At 57.4% G+C, this 17,987-nt stretch carries 21 protein-coding genes, 1 tRNA gene and 2 pseudogenes; 10 read left to right on the forward strand and 14 right to left on the reverse strand.

Annotated elements, in window-relative coordinates:
- The first annotated feature begins 68 nt into the window (after nt 1–68).
- Genes ACRRSD_RS16840 through ACRRSD_RS16850 form a run of 3 tightly spaced genes read left to right on the forward strand, consistent with a single transcriptional unit; the run spans nt 69 to nt 1,455 of the window.
- Nucleotides 69–446, forward strand: coding sequence for a GNAT family N-acetyltransferase (locus ACRRSD_RS16840; RefSeq protein ID WP_008080517.1), 378 nt, complete (start codon nt 69–71; stop codon nt 444–446).
- Nucleotides 443–1,159 carry an AzlC family ABC transporter permease gene (locus tag ACRRSD_RS16845; protein ID WP_435034361.1) on the forward strand — a complete coding sequence of 239 codons (717 nt, stop codon included), beginning with the start codon at nt 443–445 and terminating at the stop codon, nt 1,157–1,159. Before ACRRSD_RS16840 ends, ACRRSD_RS16845 begins: the two co-directional genes overlap by 4 nt.
- A complete protein-coding gene (locus ACRRSD_RS16850; protein WP_007909127.1) occupies nt 1,138–1,455 on the forward strand; it encodes an AzlD domain-containing protein in 318 nt (105 codons plus the stop codon). Before ACRRSD_RS16845 ends, ACRRSD_RS16850 begins: the two co-directional genes overlap by 22 nt.
- Here ACRRSD_RS16850 and ACRRSD_RS16855 read toward each other — a convergent pair.
- Complete coding sequence (locus tag ACRRSD_RS16855) at nt 1,372–2,298, reverse strand: LysR family transcriptional regulator (RefSeq protein ID WP_008080520.1); 927 nt, start codon at nt 2,296–2,298, stop codon at nt 1,372–1,374. The genes ACRRSD_RS16850 and ACRRSD_RS16855 overlap by 84 nt on opposite strands.
- A gap of 363 nt (nt 2,299–2,661) precedes the next feature.
- On the opposite strand from ACRRSD_RS16855, the gene ACRRSD_RS16860 reads away from it, so the two are divergent.
- From ACRRSD_RS16860 to ACRRSD_RS16870, 3 genes are all read left to right on the forward strand, one after another.
- Nucleotides 2,662–2,874 carry a hypothetical protein gene (locus tag ACRRSD_RS16860; RefSeq protein ID WP_435034362.1) on the forward strand — a complete coding sequence of 71 codons (213 nt, stop codon included), beginning with the start codon at nt 2,662–2,664 and terminating at the stop codon, nt 2,872–2,874.
- 281 nt (nt 2,875–3,155) lie between these two features.
- Nucleotides 3,156–3,563 (forward strand): MbcA/ParS/Xre antitoxin family protein, encoded by a 408-nt coding sequence (locus tag ACRRSD_RS16865; protein WP_435034363.1) that lies wholly within the window; start codon nt 3,156–3,158, stop codon nt 3,561–3,563.
- 11 nt (nt 3,564–3,574) lie between these two features.
- On the forward strand, nt 3,575–4,240 hold the full coding sequence (locus tag ACRRSD_RS16870) for an RES family NAD+ phosphorylase (RefSeq protein ID WP_435038513.1): 666 nt from the start codon (nt 3,575–3,577) through the stop codon (nt 4,238–4,240).
- A 42-nt stretch (nt 4,241–4,282) separates the two neighbouring features.
- Here ACRRSD_RS16870 and ACRRSD_RS16875 read toward each other — a convergent pair whose 3' ends face one another.
- Nucleotides 4,283–4,564, reverse strand: coding sequence for a DUF3077 domain-containing protein (locus ACRRSD_RS16875; protein WP_064388945.1), 282 nt, complete (start codon nt 4,562–4,564; stop codon nt 4,283–4,285).
- Nucleotides 4,565–5,045: 481 nt separating this feature from the next.
- Between ACRRSD_RS16875 and ACRRSD_RS16880 the strand changes: the two are divergent.
- From ACRRSD_RS16880 to ACRRSD_RS16890, 3 genes and pseudogenes are all read left to right on the forward strand, one after another.
- Nucleotides 5,046–5,364, forward strand: a pseudogene (locus ACRRSD_RS16880) (transcriptional regulator).
- The gene (locus ACRRSD_RS16885) at nt 5,354–5,638 is read left to right on the forward strand and encodes a helix-turn-helix domain-containing protein (protein ID WP_016986316.1); all 285 of its coding nucleotides are present in this window, start codon (nt 5,354–5,356) and stop codon (nt 5,636–5,638) included. Before ACRRSD_RS16880 ends, ACRRSD_RS16885 begins: the two are co-directional and overlap by 11 nt.
- 191 nt (nt 5,639–5,829) lie before the next feature.
- The gene (locus tag ACRRSD_RS16890; RefSeq protein ID WP_435034364.1) at nt 5,830–6,255 is read left to right on the forward strand and encodes a type II toxin-antitoxin system HicB family antitoxin; all 426 of its coding nucleotides are present in this window, start codon (nt 5,830–5,832) and stop codon (nt 6,253–6,255) included.
- A gap of 113 nt (nt 6,256–6,368) precedes the next feature.
- Here the strand turns inward: ACRRSD_RS16890 and ACRRSD_RS16895 are convergent, their stop codons facing one another.
- From ACRRSD_RS16895 to ACRRSD_RS16930, 8 genes and pseudogenes are all read right to left on the reverse strand, one after another.
- Nucleotides 6,369–6,698 carry a hypothetical protein gene (locus ACRRSD_RS16895; protein WP_072434748.1) on the reverse strand — a complete coding sequence of 110 codons (330 nt, stop codon included), beginning with the start codon at nt 6,696–6,698 and terminating at the stop codon, nt 6,369–6,371.
- 1 nt (nt 6,699) lies between these two features.
- Nucleotides 6,700–8,034, reverse strand: a pseudogene (locus ACRRSD_RS16900) (tyrosine-type recombinase/integrase).
- Between the two features lie 171 nt (nt 8,035–8,205).
- Nucleotides 8,206–8,281: transfer RNA gene (locus ACRRSD_RS16905), tRNA-Thr, on the reverse strand.
- A gap of 431 nt (nt 8,282–8,712) precedes the next feature.
- Complete coding sequence (locus tag ACRRSD_RS16910; RefSeq protein WP_435034365.1) at nt 8,713–9,948, reverse strand: methyltransferase; 1,236 nt, start codon at nt 9,946–9,948, stop codon at nt 8,713–8,715.
- Nucleotides 9,929–10,618: an ABC transporter permease gene (locus tag ACRRSD_RS16915; RefSeq protein ID WP_007909164.1), complete on the reverse strand. Its 690-nt coding sequence runs from the start codon at nt 10,616–10,618 to the stop codon at nt 9,929–9,931. Before ACRRSD_RS16915 ends, ACRRSD_RS16910 begins: the two co-directional genes overlap by 20 nt.
- Nucleotides 10,618–11,310 carry an ABC transporter permease gene (locus ACRRSD_RS16920; RefSeq protein ID WP_007909165.1) on the reverse strand — a complete coding sequence of 231 codons (693 nt, stop codon included), beginning with the start codon at nt 11,308–11,310 and terminating at the stop codon, nt 10,618–10,620. The genes ACRRSD_RS16915 and ACRRSD_RS16920 overlap by 1 nt, the downstream gene beginning before the upstream one ends.
- 78 nt (nt 11,311–11,388) lie before the next feature.
- Nucleotides 11,389–12,141 carry an ABC transporter substrate-binding protein gene (locus ACRRSD_RS16925; RefSeq protein ID WP_435034366.1) on the reverse strand — a complete coding sequence of 251 codons (753 nt, stop codon included), beginning with the start codon at nt 12,139–12,141 and terminating at the stop codon, nt 11,389–11,391.
- A 13-nt stretch (nt 12,142–12,154) separates the two neighbouring features.
- Entirely contained in the window at nt 12,155–12,928 is a 774-nt protein-coding gene (locus ACRRSD_RS16930; RefSeq protein ID WP_401042926.1) for an ABC transporter ATP-binding protein, read from the reverse strand.
- Nucleotides 12,929–13,482: 554 nt separating this feature from the next.
- On the opposite strand from ACRRSD_RS16930, the gene gabP reads away from it, so the two are divergent.
- On the forward strand, nt 13,483–14,874 hold the full coding sequence (gabP, locus tag ACRRSD_RS16935) for a GABA permease (RefSeq protein ID WP_435034367.1): 1,392 nt from the start codon (nt 13,483–13,485) through the stop codon (nt 14,872–14,874).
- 70 nt (nt 14,875–14,944) lie between these two features.
- Here gabP and ACRRSD_RS16940 read toward each other — a convergent pair whose 3' ends face one another.
- The 4 genes from ACRRSD_RS16940 to ACRRSD_RS16955 form a co-directional block, all read right to left on the reverse strand.
- Complete coding sequence (locus ACRRSD_RS16940; protein ID WP_064117023.1) at nt 14,945–15,397, reverse strand: hypothetical protein; 453 nt, start codon at nt 15,395–15,397, stop codon at nt 14,945–14,947.
- Nucleotides 15,398–15,403: 6 nt separating this feature from the next.
- Nucleotides 15,404–15,817 (reverse strand): hypothetical protein, encoded by a 414-nt coding sequence (locus ACRRSD_RS16945; protein ID WP_435034368.1) that lies wholly within the window; start codon nt 15,815–15,817, stop codon nt 15,404–15,406.
- Nucleotides 15,818–15,846: 29 nt separating this feature from the next.
- Nucleotides 15,847–16,788: an alpha/beta hydrolase family protein gene (locus tag ACRRSD_RS16950; protein ID WP_435034369.1), complete on the reverse strand. Its 942-nt coding sequence runs from the start codon at nt 16,786–16,788 to the stop codon at nt 15,847–15,849.
- A gap of 101 nt (nt 16,789–16,889) precedes the next feature.
- Nucleotides 16,890–17,948 (reverse strand): PDDEXK nuclease domain-containing protein, encoded by a 1,059-nt coding sequence (locus ACRRSD_RS16955; protein WP_435034370.1) that lies wholly within the window; start codon nt 17,946–17,948, stop codon nt 16,890–16,892.
- Nucleotides 17,949–17,987: the final 39 nt, after the last annotated feature.

Consider the following 17,987-nt stretch of genomic DNA (forward strand, 5'->3'; position numbering starts at 1 on the left):
CAATCGACGGCGTCGAGTGCTCGACGCCGGTGGTGCTGCGACGCGCCACGGCCAAGGATGCGCAGCGCATGGAGCGCTTCTTCCGCCAGTTCGACGAAGTGTCCTTCTGCGAATGGCAGGACGCCAAGTGCCTGCGCGGCGTGTTGATCCAGAAAACCACCACGGCCTATCTCGCCTTCGACGTCGCCGGCGAAATCGTCGGCGCGGTGCTCGGCGGCATGCTCGGCAGTCGCGGCACGATCAATCATCTGGCGGTCAGCCCGCGCTATCGCAGCCAGGGCGTCGGTCAACGACTGGTTGAAGCGGCGTCGTCCGACATGAAACGGGTCGGTGTGTTACGGATGTTTCTGTTCGTCGACGATGCTAACCTCGCGGGCAAGCGTTTTTGGACTGCCCAGGGTTTTTGCGAGCCTCATGGCGAACGAACATTTGAGAGGGATCTATGAATGAAACGTCCGGCAGTGCGCCGTTGATGGTCAACCATCAGCAGTCGCGCACGTTTGCCGAAGCCAGCCCGGTGGTCGCCGGTTATTTCACGGTGTCATTCGTGTTCGGACTGATGGCCGTCAACGCCGGCCTGCCGATGTGGCTGCCGGTGGCGATGTGTTTATTCGTCTACGCCGGCGCTTCGCAATTCGCCGCGCTGGCGCTGATCTCCAGCGGCGCCTCGCTGACTACTATCGTACTGACCACTTTCCTGATCAACGCGCGACACATGCTGATGTCGGTGTACATGGCCAAGGCCCTGCGCGCCCTCGGTTTGAGCCGCATGGAACGCTGGGCTTATGCCGGCGGCCTGACTGACGAATCCTTTGCGTTCCACAGCGTCAAACTCGGCACTGGCGCGCCGGTCAACGTGCGCTATCTGATCGGTTTCAACCTGTTCTGCCACACCTCGTGGGTGCTTGGCGGTTTGCTCGGCGCGGTCTGCGCGCAGTACGCGGCGCACCTGATCAAGTATCAGCTCGACTACGCCCTGACCGCGATGATGCTTTACGTCCTGGTGTCGCTGTGCAACACGCGCAACAAACTGATCGCCGCCGCCGCTGCCGTGGTGTGCATGGGCGCGCTGAGCCTGGTCGGCAGCTCGCCGTTCAATGTGTTTATCGCCACGTTCGTGGGCTGCGGAGTGGGTGTATGCCTGACCAAACGTTCCTGATTCTGGTAGTGGCGCTGATGATGGCCGTGACCTTCCTGCCGCGCGCCTTGCCACTGCAAGTCAACACCGAGCACTGGCCGCCGTTTATTGCGCGGGCGCTGGAATACTTGCCGGTGGCGATCGTCGCTGCGATCAGCCTGACACCCTTGTTGATCAAGGATCAGCACATACAGCTCGATCGCCCGGAATTCTATGCCGCGATTCCGACGTTGTTATGTGCGTATTTCAGCAAAAACCTCTTTCTCAGTGTGGCGGTTGGGACGGCTGCGTACATTGCGCTCGGCTCGTTCATGTAACGGCAAATCGACGACGTCGCTGAGCGCCTGGCTCGACAACTCCGGATTGTTCACCGCCAGGCGCACCTCGAGGAAATCCTCGAAACCGGGGAAAATCGTCAGGCCGTTCTTCTGCGCGGCCTCACGCGACACCATGCCGACCGCGTCCATCTGCGTGATCAGCGACAGAGTCAGGGTCTCGCTGCACGAATAGACCATGCGCTGGCCGTTCTCGTGATTGCCCAGCCCGGCGTCGAGAAAACGCAAAAAGCTGTGGGAATACGGACAATCTTCCGCAGGACGCACCTGAAACTTGTTGCCCAGTAATGTCAGCGGATCGTTTTCCTGACCACAGTGCGCGCCGACCACTTGCACCTGCACATCGGGCAGGACGATGCTCGGCAAACCCGGCCGTTGCGGGCCGATCAGCACGGCCAGGTCAAAGTCTTCGTTCTTCAGCTTGCTGAGGTTTTCCATCGACTCGGCGTAGCTGAATTCCATCTGATAATCGGGAAACACCTCGATCAGGCGTCCGATCATTCGCCGGTTGAAGTCAGGCGACAAGGTGTTGTTCAACGCAACCTTCAACGTGCGCTGGCCCGGCACTTTTAATGCCTCGACTTTCTCTTCCATCTGTCGCGTGGCAATCAGCACTTTGTCCATATAAGGCGTCAGCTCAGTGCCTTGCGGCGTCAGCGTCAGGCCTTTGTTGGAACGTCGAAACAAGCGGAAACCGAACTGTTCTTCGACCTTGTTCAACTGCGCGGCCAACGCCTGCACAGTCAGGCACGAATGCTCGGCTGCGGCCGACAATGAGCCGGTCTGCACGATGCGCATGAGGTTGCGTAAGGTTCTGCTATCCATGGGTAATGCCCTCTGAAGTGGGCTGGGTATTGTTGTTTACGAGACTGCCGGTCAGGCGCCATATGCTGGCTATATTCCTGTACCTGAGCATAGTTGTCGCGGGTTTAGTAGCGAATTGATGTCCTCGCCGATGGCTCGAGGCTGACACAGGATCGGGGTTTTTGGTGACGTGGGGGTGATGGGGGTCAAAAAAAGTGCGTGGTTTTGGTGCGTGGGGGCGATTTTTCACGGGGAAAAGGCTGACAACGTTAGTGGTTTTGGCCTGCGAAATACGTGGATGCGTCTTAGGCTAACTTGCGACCGAGCTGATAGCGGCGACTCGTCAAAGCAGATGAAGTAGCAGTGGGAAGGCATCAAGCCTATATGGCTGCGGATCTGAATGAGGTGAGCGAATTGAGTGCATCACAAGAAGCGGTTGATCTGGACTGCCCAAATGGCACCCGGCAGCACCAGGTTATTGAGATTCGAGAGCGGCCTTCCGTTGCACGAATCCCTACGGATAAGACAGCTCAAGCGATGTTGGAAGCACTGAATATTCTGCAGCGGTTTGAGTCGGTCGACGAAATGCTCAAATAATTGAGGCAATAAAAAACCGACATCGCTGTCGGTCTTTTTTTACTCCCAAATAGGGAAAGAGGTCTCACCCGGACACCGATCCTCAGGTCATCAGTGGGGTTCCTAACGCCGACTATCGCCACCTGATAGCAGTCGGTTTCGCGCTCTTGGGCCGATTCTCGGCATCGCGAGTAAAGCTGTCTATCTGGGTTTGGATTATTGTCTCTACGCTTGCGAATCAGATTTATAAATTGGTTCATATCTGTACTAGTATGAAAGCAAATCAAATCAGGAGAGGCGCAATGACTACCTCATCCCCAGCCCTCATCCCACGTGAACAACTTGATGCCCCCGAAGCGGGCCGCGTCGCGCTGAAGTTCTTCTTCAACCTCATGGAACGTTGGGGTTGCAGCGCCGAGCAGCAACGCACGCTGCTGGGCGGCGTCGGCAACACCACTTTCTACAAATACAAACACCTGCCGAACATACGTCTGCCTAACGACACCCTTGAGCGCATCTCCTACCTGATGGGCATTCACAAGGCGTTGAGCATCATCTTCAGCAATAACCGTGAGCGCGCCTATACGTGGGTCAGCAGTCCAAACACAGCGGCGCCGTTCAACGGGCAAACTGCATTGGATTACATGCTGGCGGGGAGAGTGATCGACATCGCCGATGTGCGTCGCTATCTCGATGGGGTGCGCGGTTGAAGGCGCCCGATTTGGTTGATGTGCCGTGGCCGCGAGCCTACCGGATCGTCAACAGCAGCTTCCCGCCGATTGAGCTGTTCGAAGACGTGCTCGATCCCGAAGATCTGGAAGTTGCCTACGCGATTGAAGCGCTGACCAATGATCGGCTGATAGAGCAGGCCGGGGTTCTCGCCCGCGTGCGCCCCGAAGATCGACTCTCCGGGCCCGGTTCGACCCCGGTAATGGCTGCGTTTACCCACATCGGCAAACGCAGTCGCTTCTGCGACGGTACCTTCGGCGTTTACTACGCTGCGAGCAGTCAGGCTGCGGCCATCGCTGAGACTTGTTATCACCAGGAGCGATTTCTTGCGGCGACCCAGGAAGCGGATCTTGAGTTGACCATGCGCACTTACGTCAATCGGGTGGTTAAACCGTTGCACGATGTTCGCCACGATCACCCCGAGCTGCACAATCCGGATCCTGAGGCTTATTGGCCGTCTCAGGTTTTCGCCCGACAACTGCGCGAAACCGAGTCGTGGGGACTGCTCTACAACAGCGTTCGCCAGCCTGGCCATGAATGCGTCGCCGCGTTTCGGCCGCCAGCGGTATCGATTCCGAAGCAGGGCAAGCATCTGCGTTATGTGTGGAGTGCGAGTCAGCAGAAGATTTCGTTTGTGTTTGAGATCAGTCAGGTCTGAAACGCAAAAGCCCTCGCATCAACGAGGGCCTTAAACCGGCGTTTACATCAACGGCTTGTCCGGCGGCGCATCCATCACTTTCACCACATCATCGATCAGCGCCTTGCTCAATTCCTGCAAATACTGCGAGGCATAGGCGTGAAGGTCGGGGTCGCGAGAGACTGAAGTGTCCGCAGTGAGCAGTCGTGAAATGTGAAGCAAGTGTGAGGCGTGGGAAAGGGCGGCGATTACCGGCACACCACGGTTGGTGCGGAACATCGCTTGATTGGAGTGGAAGGAAAAGTGGGTGAGGCCGAGGGTTTTCAGATCTTGAGAATGGGTCATTTCGCTTCACCTTCCCTTCGAGATGGACGGGCGTGAAGTGACCGGTGTGCTGACGGATCAATGGCTTTCATTTGTGAACTCCCTGTATCAAATGAGAGCTGCCATTTCGTTATCAGACGAATGGGTGGCAGCTATGCGCGGGCTGATAAACCGGAGATACAGGAACCCGGCAGACCCGAAGGTCTCCCACGCACAGCCGCCATTGCACGGTAATGCAGACGCAAAAAATGCGCCGGCAAACGTGAGTTGGGGCGCTGGTGCGCCTGTATCTTACCCGGGTTATCAGGCCCGGTCGCTGAATTGGCAGCGACGGGTTTGACGGTAGCTTGAGGAAGAGCCGATGCACAATCGTGGCCAGTAGTGGCTTTGCTGGGCTTCTCGTTACAGCAGATTTCTCCGCATTTCCCGCTACATATTTCGTCGCATTTTCCAGGAAAACGTTTATCGTTTGTTTATACGGCATGGCCGTATAGTGCGATTTATGTATACAATTATCGAAACGGATATTTTCAAGCGCTATGCCGAAGCCATATGGGATGAGGGTGAGCGCGATGAGTTCATAAATTGGCTTGCTGCAAATCCGTTGGATGGTGATGTCGTGCCTGGCAGTGGTGGTATGCGCAAGGTGCGCTGGACTCGTAGCGGCATGGGTAAACGAGGCGGCACACGGGTCATATTATTACAATACGCTTTCTGAAGGCTCGATCTGGTTGCTCATTGCCTACACCAAGGCAAAGTTTGACGATTTGCCCTTAGCCTTCCTTAAGCAACTGAAGGAGGAAATCAGCGATGGTCGATGAACTGGAGCAATTCCAGCAGGACTTGCTGGAATCTGTACGTCAGATGAAGGCTGGAAAGGCTGCGCGCGTGACTCAAGTGCCGCTCTCTGCGGCAGCAGAAGCGCGTGCCAAAGTGGGCGTTTCTCAAAGTGCGTTTGCCAAACTGATCGGTGTGAGTCTGCGGACTTTGCAGGATTGGGAGCAGGGTCGCCGGCAGCCGACGGGTGCGGCTCAAACTCTCCTTAGGGTCGCCAGCCAGCATCCGGAAGCTTTGCGGGATCTGCATCCTGCTTGATACCACTTAAAACCTTTGAGCAGACTTCTGCTACAGAAAACAACGAAGCCCCTGCATTTCTGCAGAGGCTTCGTTTTGTATGGCGTCGGCACCAAAATCGTAAAAAAGAATTCAGGTTGCAACTCTCTATTAATTGAAGAACGTGGTCTGTCTCCAATTCTCCTCAGCTGTACCCCATGAGAGGAATCGTGATGTTCGAATATGCGTTGGAAGTTCATGAAGAGCCGGACAGTGTCTGGTTGTCCTGCGCAGAAATTCCAGAGATGCACGCCGTTGGCGACACCCTTGAACAGGCGCTCGACAGTGCTATCGATGCCATCGAGACCGCTCTGTCGATCTACGTTGATGATCGTCGATTGATTCCAACAGGTGATGCGGGGGAGCAGGAAAGTGACGCGGTGTTGCGGCTGCCTGCACTGACTGCGGCAAAGGTTGCGTTGTGGAATACGCTTCTGGAGTCTGGGGTCAGCAAAGCTGAACTGGCACGACGCTTGGGTGTACAACGGCCTCAGGTAGATCGGTTAGTCGATTTCCTGCATCACTCCAAGATCGAGAATGTCGAGCGTGCTTTGCTGCAGCTTGGGCGTCGGATTTTGCTTTCGGTTGAGGCTGCGTAGGATTGTAGAAAGCCCCCGACAGCGATTGCTGTCGGGGGTTTTTCATTTGGGATGGAAAAACCCCAGAAACAACAAAGCCCCTGCATTTCTGCAGGGGCTTCGTTTTGTGAGTCTTACGGATGTACGCTTACTTTACTGCGGCACTTTAAAAGCCAAAGCAGTGTTAGCACCGTCGGCCAAAATAACGTGTTGAGAACGTCGTGAGCGCTTGCCTGCCAGCGCCAGTATCCGAAGCTTCCAATATCGTCTCGCCGATCTACCCACTCGCCAGCGCACGCAATGATGAAAACAACCAGCCAGCCAAGGTATGGCCTGAATCGTCGGGTGCCGACGATCAACGTTAAATAGATCGCCATGCCCAAATAAATATGCAGCGCGTCTTTTGACAGTCCGGTTGCCGACACAATGGCGAGCTTGATGCTTTGTGCGGTTGAGATATCCATATCAATTCCTCCTCTCTGCGCCAATGCCAGGCTTCGCCTTTATCCGAGTAACGTTATCTCCAATCTGGTTGGCGAATTCGTGTGGAGTAACATGCTCCTGCCGGTTGGCCTCCAGGTACCGGCTCCATCAGTTCATGATCAGCCTGCGCTCCTCGATGAACTCGGCCTTGTGGATGTAAGCGGCGCGGACGTTGTTGCGCTCCTTGTGGCTCATTTGCCTTTCAATGGCGGTCTCCGACCACAGCCCTGACTCGATCAGTGCGCTGCAGGCCATCGAACGAAACCCATGTCCGCAGATATCGGTTTTGGTGTCGTATCCCATCGTCCGTAGCGCGTTGTTCACGGTATTTTCGGACATGGGTTTCCAGGGCTTGGCATCGCCTGCAAACACCAGGTCGAATTTGCCGGTGAGGGCGTGGATCTGTTCAAGCAGGGCCACGGCTTGCGGCGATAAGGGTACAAGGTGGATGTCCCCGGCTATCTTCGTACCCCTTGTTGAAAAGGGTACTCCGTCCAACGCTGGACGAGTGTCAGGTATTTCCCAGGTGCCGCGCTTGAGGTCGAACTCGCTCCAGCGGGCGAAGCGCAGTTCGCTGGAGCGGACGAACACATGCAGCGAGAGCATGACCGTCAGGCGGGTAAGTGCGCGGCCTCTGTAGGTGTCGATACGCTCCTGCAATTCAGGCAGACGCGATAAGGGTAAAGCAGGGCGGTGAATCACCCTCGGGGCTTTGATCAAACCTTCAAGGTCGGAGGCAGGGTTTGCCGCGATCTGTCGAGCACGTTTCGCCTCGCGCATGATGCTTTGCAGGTAGTTTTGTACCCTCAAAGCGACGTCAATCGTGCCGCGCTTCTGGATCGCTTCCAGAGGTTGCATCAGGTCATGGGTGTCCAGATCGACAATAGAGCGAGCGCCGATCAGCGGGAAGACATGGGTTTTAAGGCGGCTCAGGACCGTCTTGGCATGGCCCGGAGCCCATTTGGCAGACATCGCTTTGTGCCAGTCCAAGGCTGCGTCCTCAAAGGTTCGGCCTCGGATTGTGGCTTGCGTCTTGGCTTGATGTTTGGACTCGATGGGGTCGATACCTTCCGCCAGCATCCGCTTGACCTCCAGGCGCTTGTTGCGAGCATCGGCGAGGCCGACCACGGGGTAGTTGCCGAACGAGGTCAGTCCTTCGCGGCCATCAGGTTTTACATACCTGAGACGCCAGCCTTTACGGCCATTGGGTTGGACTAGAAGGTAGAGGCCGTCGCCGTCGAAAAGCTTGTAAGCGCGGTCGGTGGGCTTGGCTGAGCGGCAAGCCGAATCGGAGAGTGGAGCAGTGGTGCGCGACATAAGGGTACTCCCCCTTTATCGAATTACCTTACCCCTAACACTACCCCTAAAACGGTTGGAATCCACCAATTTCTGACGGAAACCTATGGAACGCCAAAACGAAAAAACCCGCCAGAAGGCGGGTTTTTCGGGGGGTCCAGAGATTTTGAAAGCCTTCTCTGGAACCTTGTATGGTGCCGGCACCAGGAGTCGAACCCGGGACCTACTGATTACAAGTCAGTTGCTCTACCAACTGAGCTATACCGGCGTTGTGGGCGACGATTATAGCGATTGGGAAGATCCTGTAAACCCCTGAATTCAGACTATTTTTGCATCGCGGCAAATTAAGCCCTGCGCAGTGCGCAACGTAGGATTTGCGCCTTATGCAATATAGGGCTGTTTTGCAGGGTGCACAGTTGAATTTCGGCTTTTCTCGAGCGCCGCAATTATTCGCTCGGTAAGCCCATTATTCGGCGGTTATGTCCTTTTGAATGGCAGCTTATGCACAACTGAGAGCCGCGAGGACTGGCTTAGGCGAGGTTTTGTGAACCCATTCTCATTTTGTTCGTAAATCCCTGTTTTACGGTTTCTTTAGTTATGTGAACAAAAAATGACCAGCGTCGTTAAGGTGACGAAACAGGCGCAGATATTGGATCCACGACAAATCCATCAACAGAGTTATCCACAGGCTGTAAGGTTTTAAGCGCGTTCGGCGAGCAGCAGTAAATTACGAGGTGTGAGTGAGGTGTCGCAAAAGGTGCCGAGACGTACGACGTATCCCTGTTCGACGAGGAAAAGTGCCCGATCCAGATTCAGCCAAAGCTCCAGTGGTCGTCGGAACAATCCGCGAAGCAATTCGAGGTTACGAACTTCGGCCAACCGCTGCCAGCCGGTGGCTTCGAGTTTCGACCAATCTGGCGAGCCGACTGTGGATAACTCTTTCAGCGCTGCCAGATCGCGGCAGTAATCGGCGAAGGTTTTCTCCAACCAGGCGCTCGGCAGGGACGGGGTGGGCAGGTATTCGTCTATCCCACGTACTTGCCGTTGCAGCAAATCGAAAGCCAGGCGCCGGGCCATGGAGGTGTCACGCTGACGTCGGACCCGTGCACCGGCGGTGACGGTTTCGCTCATGGGTAGAGCCAGATCTTCGAGCGAGAGCTGAAGGACGGATCGCAAACCGACGGAGGACAACGCCTGGTACTCGTTGCTATTGATCCGGTTGTAGCAGCACGGGGCGATGGCCATCAACTTGCATCCGGCAGCGCTTGCCAGTTGCATCAATCGCACATGCAGATCACCGCAGGCGTGCAGGGCGACCGGGGTGTGTTGAGCGCTCAAAACGGTCGAGGCGTCTGCTGCCAGCACATCCTGTTCGATATGCAGCGCGTGCAGGTGATGGCGCTGGCTTAAAGCCTGACCGCTGGCGACCAATGCCGGATCATACTCAACGCAAGTTAGCTGTTGCCCTTCACTCAACAAACGTCGACCCAAGTGCCCCTTGCCCGAACACCAGTCCAGCCAGTGGATCGGCTGCGAGGAAAAAGACAAGCGACTGGCAAACGCCTCGATCTGCTGCCACTTACGCCCCGGCACATCGACATTCAGTCGATGGCCCGCAGCTTCCAGCGCATGTCCCGGCAACTCGCCGACCGCGCTCAACTCAGCCGACAACGCCGCCAATGAAGCGAACGGCTCCGGCGCATCGACAAGATCAGCAGGGGAGTTATGAGCGTTTTCCGCGTCTTCCAGTGACCTTCCCCGTAGCCATAAAGCCAACTCCGGGTAGGACGCTTCCCAATCAAGCGAAAGATGAGTGAACGGTCGAGGTTTCCACAGCGCCTGATGCTCAATCAAAAAAGCATCCAGCGCCGTGAAGCGGGCGAGTAAGTCCTCGCCCGTCAGCACGTGGGAAATGTCAGCGCCCTTGGCAGGCATCGACGCGCAGCCAGCGCTCCAGCAGCTTGAAGCCGCGTACCAGCACGTAAGCCATCAGTAGATAGAACACGCCCGCCGCGAAGAAAATCTCCACCGGCAAATAAGTGCGGGCAATGATCGTACGCGCCATCCCGGTCAGTTCCAACAGAGTCACGGTGCTGGCCAGCGCACTGGCCTTGAGCATCAGGATCACTTCGTTGCTGTAGGCCGGCAGGCCGATGCGTGCGGCACGCGGCAGGATGATGTAGAACATCGCTTTTGGCTTGGACATACCCAACGCTCGCGCCGCTTCGATCTCACCCGGCGGAATCGCCTGGATCGCACCGCGCAGAATCTCAGCGATATACGCAGCGGTGTGCAGCGTCATGGTCACGGTCGCACACCAGAACGGATCGCGCAGGTACGGCCACAACGCGCTTTCACGCACTGCGTCGAACTGCGCCAGGCCGTAATAAACCAGGAACAGCTGAACCAGCAGCGGCGTGCCACGGAAAAAGAAGATATAGGCGTAAGGCAGCGAGCGCACGTACCACAGCTTCGAAGAGCGGGCGATGCCCAGTGGAATCGCCAGCAACAGACCGGCAATCACGGCGATGGCCACCAGTTCTAGGGTCAGGGTCGCGCCCTGCGCCAGTTTCGGTAGCCACTTGATGATGACTTCCCAGTTCATTAAGCGCTCCTCGCAAAGCCGCGAGCGGCGCGTTTTTCCAGGAAGTGCATGCCGGTCATCGCAAGCACGGTAAGGCCCAGGTACATGATCGCGGCGACCATATAGAAGGTGAACGGTTGTTTCGACACGGTCACGCCGATTTGTGCGTGACGCATGATTTCTTCCAGACCGATGACCGAGACCAGCGCGGTGTCTTTCATCAGGATCATGAACAGATTGCCCAGGCCGGGCAGGGCGATGCGCCACATTTGCGGCATGATCAGCCGGGTGAAAATCCGCCATTTCGACAGGCCCAGGGCCTGGCCGGCCTCACGGTGGCCTTTGGGAATGGCGAGGATCGCACCACGGAACACTTCCGTGGCGTAGGCGCCGAAGCACAGGCCGAGGGCGATCACGCCGGCGGCGAAGGCGTTGAGCTGCAGGTCGGGGTTGCCGAAGAACTCACCGAGGGCGCGCATCAGGTTGACCGTACCGAAGTAGATCAACAGCACCCAGAGCAATTCCGGGACGCCACGCACCAGAGTCGAATAAGTGCCGCCAAGCCATTGCAGCGGCTTGTACGGGGAAGTCTTGGCCAAGGCGCCGAGCAGGCCGAGCACCAGGCCCAGGCACAGGGCCGTGAGGGCCAGTTGGACGGTCATCAGCGCGCCGGCAGCGAGGGCCGGGCCGAATCCGTAGAGGTCGATAATCATGGGTTTCTGTTCAAATTGCGGCAGGCAAAGTCGGGAGCCGGCGCCGTTGCATCACGGCGCCAGTCCCACAGGTCAGGATCAGTAGATGCTGAACGGGAAGTACTTGTCGTTGATCTTCTTGTAGGTACCGTCGGCGACGATTTCCTTCAGAGCGGCGTTCAACTTGTTGCGCAGTTCGTTGTCACCCTTGCGCACGGCAATGCCGATCTTGTCGCTGTCCTCGACCGGGTCGCCTTTGAACTCGTAGTTCTTGCCGGCGTCGCTTTTCAGCCAGTCATAGTTGGCGTATTTGTCGGCGAGGATCGCGTCGACGCGACCGGAAGTCAGGTCGAGGTAGGCGTTTTCCTGGGTGTCGTAGAGGCTGACTTTGATGTCATCGCCGTAGTTGTCTTCCAGCCAGGTGCCGGCCAGGGTGGCACGCTGGGTCCCGATGGTCTTGCCCTTGAGCGAGTCCTTGTCGGTTTTGAAGTCGACGTTTTTCGGTGCGATGAACTGCAGCTTGTTCGAGTAGTACGGGTCGGTGAAGTCGACCGCGCCTTTGCGCTCTTCGGTGATCGACAGCGAGGAGATCAGGAAGTCGAACTTCTTCGCGTTCAGGGCCGGGATGATGCCGTCCCAGTCGGAAGTGACCACGGTGCACTCGACTTTCATCTTCGCGCAAAGGGCGTCGCCGATGTCTTTGTCGAAGCCGACCACGTTGCCGCTGGCGTCTTTGTTGTTGAACGGCGGGTAGGCCGCTTCGATGCCCATCTTCAGGGTTTCAGCCATGGCACCGGCGCTGAACGCGAGGGTGACGGCGGCGGCCAGGAAGACCTTCTTGAAATTCTGCATGCATGTTGCTCCGTTAGCGGTTGCTGGACATGAATTGTTTGCAGCGCGCCGAAAGCGGGTTTTCGAACACCTGCTGAGGCGATCCTTGCTCTTCTATAAGGCCTTGGTGAAGGAACACCACTTCGCTGGAGACCTGACGGGCAAAGCCCATTTCGTGGGTCACGAGCAGCATGGTGCGGCCTTCTTCAGCCAATGCGCGGATGACACTAAGTACTTCCTGAACCATTTCCGGGTCAAGCGCCGAGGTGGGTTCGTCGAACAGGATCACCTTCGGTTGCATCGCCAGCGTACGGGCAATCGCCGCGCGTTGTTGCTGGCCGCCGGACAATTGCGCCGGGTAGGCGTGGCGCTTGTCGGCGATGCCGACCTTGGCCAGCAGCGCTTCGGCGACTTCGATCGCCTCGGCTTTGCTCTGGCCGAGCACGCGACGCGGTGCTTCGATGATGTTGTCGAGGATGCTCATGTGCGGCCACAGATTAAAGTTTTGAAATACAAAACCAATCTCGGAGCGCATGCGATTGATCTGCTTACCGTCGGCGGCAACCAGTTCGCCATTTTTGGCGGCTTTGAGCTTGAGTTCTTCACCGGCCACCAGAATCTGGCCCTGGTGCGGGTTTTCCAGCAGGTTGATGCAACGCAGGAACGTGGACTTGCCGGAACCGGAGGAACCGAGGATCGAGATCACATCGCCGTCGCGGGCGGTCAGCGAGATACCTTTGAGCACCTCAAGCTGTCCGTAGCGTTTATGCAAGTTGCGGATTTCAAGCGCGGGCGTGGCCTCAGCCATGTGCGTTCCTCATATATGTTGCGCTCCTGCTGTTGGATGGCCTTCCTGGCGAGGCGGCCAAGCTAGCATAGCGATTCAATGGCAGCCAACAGCGCTACGAGCGGTTAACGGGTGGCATGTGGCAGGTTGTCGCATCGGCACAGCAGACTGTCGCCCCATCAACAACCGAACGGGTGTTTGATCGTGCAAACCCGTGGGTGTCGCGTAAAAAAAGGCGCGATGTTGCCAGCTTTGGCGGGGTGTTGGAAGCGCTATCCGGCCGAACGTTCCTGATTCGCCCTTTTATTGTGCATCCCACACTTTTTCAGTGTGTTTCTGGTGCGCGAAATCGTCCTGAAAGTGAGTCGCAGGGTAACGCTCTGGCGAATAGCCATTAATCTCAAGGACTTGCGATGACTGTCCGGTCGCGCGCAAAGCCCCGAGCCAGAAGACTTTGAAACATTTTGGCGCATTTATTGCGTGCAGAATCCGGAACGCCCTGTTGGTTTCTTTTTACGAGAAAGAACACGCCAGACAGGACGGACTGAATCGCTTTCCTCGCAAAGGTAGTTTCGATGAGCAGTACCCCAAGCTCCAATGGCCTCGAACAGGGGCTCAAACCGCGTCATGTGACCATGTTGTCGATCGCCGGTGTGATCGGCGCCGGTCTGTTCGTTGGCTCCGGCCACGCCATCGCTGCTGCCGGCCCTGCCGTGCTGCTGGCTTATGCTGCCGCTGGTACCCTGGTAGTGTTGGTGATGCGCATGCTCGGCGAAATGGCTGTTGCCTCGCCGGACACCGGTTCGTTTTCGACTTACGCCGACCGTGCCATCGGGCATTGGGCTGGTTTCACCATTGGCTGGTTGTACTGGTGGTTCTGGGTGTTGGTGATTCCGCTGGAAGCCAACGCCGCTGCGACCATCCTGCACGCATGGTTCCCAGACGTCGGCATCTGGGCCTTCGCGCTGGTCATCACCCTGCTGCTGACCATCACCAACCTGTTCAGCGTGAAGAATTACGGCGAGTTCGAATTCTGGTTCGCGCTGATCAAAGTGCTGGCGATCATCGGCTTCATCATGCTCGGTCTGGCGGCGATCTTCGGCTTCCTGCCGAACAGCCAGGTCAGCGGCGTTTCGCACCTGTTCGACAGTGGCGGCTTCTTGCCAAACGGTATGGGCGCGGTGCTGGGCGCAATCCTGACTACCATGTTCTCCTTCATGGGTACCGAGATCGTAACCATCGCGGCTGCGGAATCGAAGAACCCGGGCAAGCAAATCTCCAAGGCTACCAATTCGGTGATCTGGCGGATTGGTTTGTTCTACCTCGTATCGATTTTCATCGTTGTGGCCCTGGTGCCATGGAACGATCCTACGCTGGCCAATCTTGGTTCCTACCAGACCGTGCTTGAGCGCATGGGCATCCCGAACGCCAAGATGATCGTCGACATAGTGGTGCTGGTCGCGGTGACCAGTTGCCTGAACTCGGCGCTGTACACCTCGTCGCGCATGCTCTTCTCCCTCGGCAAGCGTGGCGATGCACCGGCCATGGCGACGCGGGTGAACAAAAGCGGTACGCCTTACTGGGCGGTGATGCTGTCCACCGGCGCCGCGTTCCTGTGCACCTTCGCCAACTACGTGGCCCCGGCCGCAGTGTTCGAGTTCCTGCTGGCCAGCTCCGGTGCTATCGCGCTGCTGGTGTACCTGGTAATCGCCTTCTCGCAACTGCGTATGCGTAAACAACGCATGGCGCGCGGCGAGAAAATCGTTTTCAGCATGTGGTTGTTCCCGGGCCTGACCTACGCGGTGATCATCTTCATCGTCGCGGCCCTGACCATCATGTTGTTCCAGGAAGCGCATCGTGTGGAGATCCTCGCGACTGGCCTGCTGAGCCTGATGGTGGTGGCTGCCGGTTTGCTGGTGGCACGCCGTCGCAAGCTGGAAAAACGTGGCGCGGTGGTGTTGAACTGATTCGTAACGCGTAATGCAAAACGGCCGCTGTCAGTGATGACGAGCGGCCGTTTTTGTTTGTGAGCGGGGTTTATTCGCTCTTGTCTTCCTGTGCCTCTACCGACTTGCCATAAGCATCCAGCGCCACCCCGAAATCGGTGATGAACTGTGGCTCGCTCAGCCAGGCCTGGGCCTCTTCGATCGTTACGCCTTCGGCCCACATGCGATAGTCGATCAGCATGTCGGCGGCCAGGTGGGTGGCGGCCATGCCTTCGTTGTCGGCGTTTTCCATGTCCAGCAGCTCTGGATGGTCAACGATGACGAACGCCAGTTCGCGCAGCAGGGTCAGCAGCATCTCGTTGCGGCTGATGGCTTCGGCGTCGCGCATTTTGCTGAACATCGCCAGGGTGTATTCCGGAATCGGCTCGGCGAGGTGGTCGAGGTCTTCGTCCTGTTCCAGCGGCTTGCGGCCGACCATACGGATTTGCTTGGCTTTGGCCTTGGCGCGTTTGGCGCGTTTCTGTTGCTTGTTCAGGGATGCCATGGGAACTCAGTTCTTCTGTTGGGTTTGCGCGGCGATCGCGTCGGACGCCGCCACATAGTCGGCCTGGAAGGCCGGGGATTCGATCCACGCCAGCGCGCCAGCCTCGTCGGTTTCCTGCGACCACTGGCGATACTCGATCAGCGCGGCAAGGATGAAATCCATTGCGCCTTCTTCGCCTTCCTGCTCGTAGACCAGTTCCAGTAGCGGGTCTTCGAGGAACGCGATGCACAGCGCTTGCTGGCTGATCTTTTCGGCGTCGATCATTTTCTTGAACAGCTCGGTCAGGTCCACCGATTCAAAATCAATGCGGTCGTCGTTCGGGTCCAGCTCGACCGGCGCCTCGGCGCGCTTGGTGCGGTTCTGCTTGGCCTTGGCTTTAGCCCGGGTGGCGCGTTTTTGCTGCTTGTTGGCGGAGGCCATGATGTGTTCCATCGTGCGTTGAGAGGGGCTCAGCTGCGTGGGACGTGCCGCCCGGGTGTGTCGGGGGCCAGTGCGCCGGTTTGCAGCCAGGTCAGAGCGATGGGCCATAGTGTGGCTTGGTATGCGCTGCGAAAAAAGGCGAAATGTCCGACTTGTTGTTCGTCTATGTCCTTCGGCTCGATGCGCAGGTGGGTTTTTTCCGCGTTGCTGAAGTAGCCGAGCAGGCGTTCGATGGCTGGAATGGTGCCGTAGGGATCGTCGCTGATGCTGATGGCCAGAGTCTGTGCGCGGACATTGGCGAAGGGCAGGGCGCCGGTCTTTTTCATCAGCGCGCGACCACTTGGGCGCCGTTCGTAACGCGCGGCAGGCGTGCTCCAGTCGCGCACTACGCCCGTCGGCGTGTCTTCCAGCCAGCCGAGTCGTTTGCCGGGGAAGAAGCCGCAGAACAGCGTCAGCAACGGCATCACGACGTGCCATTTGCCGAACATCCGCCAGCGATGTTCCGGCGCGTAGTCGCGCCAGTAAGCGAACTGCGCGCCGACCGTTACCAACCGTCGGATAACCCGCCCGGACTCGCCCAGACCTGCCGCGCAACCGCCAAAACTGTGACCGACCACGTCAATGGGTTGACCGGGAAACTCCCGTTGCGCGCGTTTGAGCATCGCTTCGAAATCCACGGCGCCCCAATCTGTCCACGAAGCATTCAAGCCTTTGATCGACACGGAGCGCGATTCGCCGATGCCTCGGTAGTCGTAGGTCATCACGTCAAAACCATTGGCGAACAGGTAAGCCGCGAAGCGCGAGTAGTGGCGGCAGCGCACTGAAGTGGCGGCGTTGATGATGACCACTGGGCGCTGGCTATCGGGCAGGGAATGACGCCAGATGAAACCGCCAATTGCAAAGCCGTCGGCGGCAGCTTCTTTGAAAGGCTCACTTTGCTCGGCAGTCAAGGTCGGCGACCTTGACTGCATGTCTTGCCTTGCGGGCGTGTCCTGACAGCTCGTGACGCTCGACCTAGAAGAATAAGCTGACAACGATAGTCTCCCCGCCGCCCGGCAACAATCCGCAAATTTTACTCAGTGGATTGAGTGAGCATGCGCTCTTCGATCAAGGCCTGTTCGCGATTGAGTTCTGCGCGTAACTCGTCTTCACTCGGCAGGATCGTCTTGTAACTGCTGGCAAACAGTTGCTCATTGCCCTTGAGCATTGAGTAGCGCGCCACCGAATCGTTGCTCTCGGCAGACAGAATAATCCCGACTGTCGGCTTGTCACCCTCGCTGCGCATGAGTTCGTCGTACATGCGCACATACATGTCCATCTGCCCGACATCGCGGGCGCTGAGCTTGCCGCGTTTGAGATCGATGATCACAAAGCATTTGAGCAGGTAGTTGTAGAACACCAGATCGATGTATAGATCGACGCCGTCGGTACTTATGCGTTGTTGGCGGGCGACAAAGGAAAAGCCTTTGCCCAGCTCTAGCAGAAAGCCCTGCAGATGGTCGATCAGAGCTTGTTCGAGACCGCTTTCCCTGACCTTGCCTGCCGAGGGCAGACCCAGAAATTCGAGCATGACGGGGTCGCGAATGAACTCGCGCGGGTTGCATTTCAGCGCTTCGATATTGGCGGTGGCTTCTTCGATCACATCGGCTTTGTCGCGACTCATGAGAAGCCGCTCGTAGTAGAGCGTGAGGATCTGGCGGTCGAGGGCGCGGCTTGACCAGTTCAGGCTGGCACATTCGTTCATGTACCAATGGCGGGCTTTTTCATTGGTCACGCCCAGAAGTCGACGATAGTGGGTCCAGCTCAATTCGTGACGCAGTGCGTCACGAATTGGAAACGCCTGATAAAAGAGGCGCATATAACGCAGGTTGGAAGCGTCAAACCCCTTCCCGAACTGCGCCGTCAGATCCTTCGCCAAAAACGCCAGCAACTGTTTGCCATAGCCTGCGCGCTGTGCGCCTTGCTGTTCAAACTCGACAATATGCCTGCCGATCTGCCAGCAGGTTTGCACTTGAATCGTATCTACCGCACGCAGCACTTTTTGCCGCGCCTGGCGAATCAGTTCGCCCAACTCCCCTAGCAACGAATCGATTTTCGGGTCTTGCGTATCAGCAGGTTTTAACGGGCTCATCGGCTCTTCCACATCGTTGGAAACAGGCCTCAAAGCATG

The organism is Pseudomonas neuropathica, from assembly GCF_051174785.1.
In the GTDB taxonomy this organism is placed as follows: domain Bacteria; phylum Pseudomonadota; class Gammaproteobacteria; order Pseudomonadales; family Pseudomonadaceae; genus Aquipseudomonas; species Aquipseudomonas neuropathica_A.

Excerpts from the sequence above, each read along its gene's own strand:
- ACRRSD_RS16840 (WP_008080517.1), top strand. The coding sequence starts at position 69 with ATGGAGCGCTTCTTCCGCCAGTTCGACGAAGTGTCCTTCTGCGAATGG.
- ACRRSD_RS16845 (WP_435034361.1), top strand. The coding sequence starts at position 443 with ATGAATGAAACGTCCGGCAGTGCGCCGTTGATGGTCAACCATCAGCAG.
- ACRRSD_RS16850 (WP_007909127.1), top strand. The coding sequence starts at position 1,138 with ATGCCTGACCAAACGTTCCTGATTCTGGTAGTGGCGCTGATGATGGCC.
- ACRRSD_RS16855 (WP_008080520.1), bottom strand. The coding sequence starts at position 2,298 with ATGGATAGCAGAACCTTACGCAACCTCATGCGCATCGTGCAGACCGGC.
- ACRRSD_RS16860 (WP_435034362.1), top strand. The coding sequence starts at position 2,662 with ATGGCTGCGGATCTGAATGAGGTGAGCGAATTGAGTGCATCACAAGAA.
- ACRRSD_RS16865 (WP_435034363.1), top strand. The coding sequence starts at position 3,156 with ATGACTACCTCATCCCCAGCCCTCATCCCACGTGAACAACTTGATGCC.
- ACRRSD_RS16875 (WP_064388945.1), bottom strand. The coding sequence starts at position 4,564 with ATGACCCATTCTCAAGATCTGAAAACCCTCGGCCTCACCCACTTTTCC.
- ACRRSD_RS16885 (WP_016986316.1), top strand. The coding sequence starts at position 5,354 with ATGGTCGATGAACTGGAGCAATTCCAGCAGGACTTGCTGGAATCTGTA.
- ACRRSD_RS16890 (WP_435034364.1), top strand. The coding sequence starts at position 5,830 with ATGTTCGAATATGCGTTGGAAGTTCATGAAGAGCCGGACAGTGTCTGG.
- ACRRSD_RS16895 (WP_072434748.1), bottom strand. The coding sequence starts at position 6,698 with ATGGATATCTCAACCGCACAAAGCATCAAGCTCGCCATTGTGTCGGCA.
- ACRRSD_RS16910 (WP_435034365.1), bottom strand. The coding sequence starts at position 9,948 with ATGCCTGCCAAGGGCGCTGACATTTCCCACGTGCTGACGGGCGAGGAC.
- ACRRSD_RS16915 (WP_007909164.1), bottom strand. The coding sequence starts at position 10,618 with ATGAACTGGGAAGTCATCATCAAGTGGCTACCGAAACTGGCGCAGGGC.
- ACRRSD_RS16920 (WP_007909165.1), bottom strand. The coding sequence starts at position 11,310 with ATGATTATCGACCTCTACGGATTCGGCCCGGCCCTCGCTGCCGGCGCG.
- ACRRSD_RS16925 (WP_435034366.1), bottom strand. The coding sequence starts at position 12,141 with ATGCAGAATTTCAAGAAGGTCTTCCTGGCCGCCGCCGTCACCCTCGCG.
- ACRRSD_RS16930 (WP_401042926.1), bottom strand. The coding sequence starts at position 12,928 with ATGGCTGAGGCCACGCCCGCGCTTGAAATCCGCAACTTGCATAAACGC.
- gabP (WP_435034367.1), top strand. The coding sequence starts at position 13,483 with ATGAGCAGTACCCCAAGCTCCAATGGCCTCGAACAGGGGCTCAAACCG.
- ACRRSD_RS16940 (WP_064117023.1), bottom strand. The coding sequence starts at position 15,397 with ATGGCATCCCTGAACAAGCAACAGAAACGCGCCAAACGCGCCAAGGCC.
- ACRRSD_RS16945 (WP_435034368.1), bottom strand. The coding sequence starts at position 15,817 with ATGGCCTCCGCCAACAAGCAGCAAAAACGCGCCACCCGGGCTAAAGCC.
- ACRRSD_RS16950 (WP_435034369.1), bottom strand. The coding sequence starts at position 16,788 with ATGCAGTCAAGGTCGCCGACCTTGACTGCCGAGCAAAGTGAGCCTTTC.
- ACRRSD_RS16955 (WP_435034370.1), bottom strand. The coding sequence starts at position 17,948 with ATGAGCCCGTTAAAACCTGCTGATACGCAAGACCCGAAAATCGATTCG.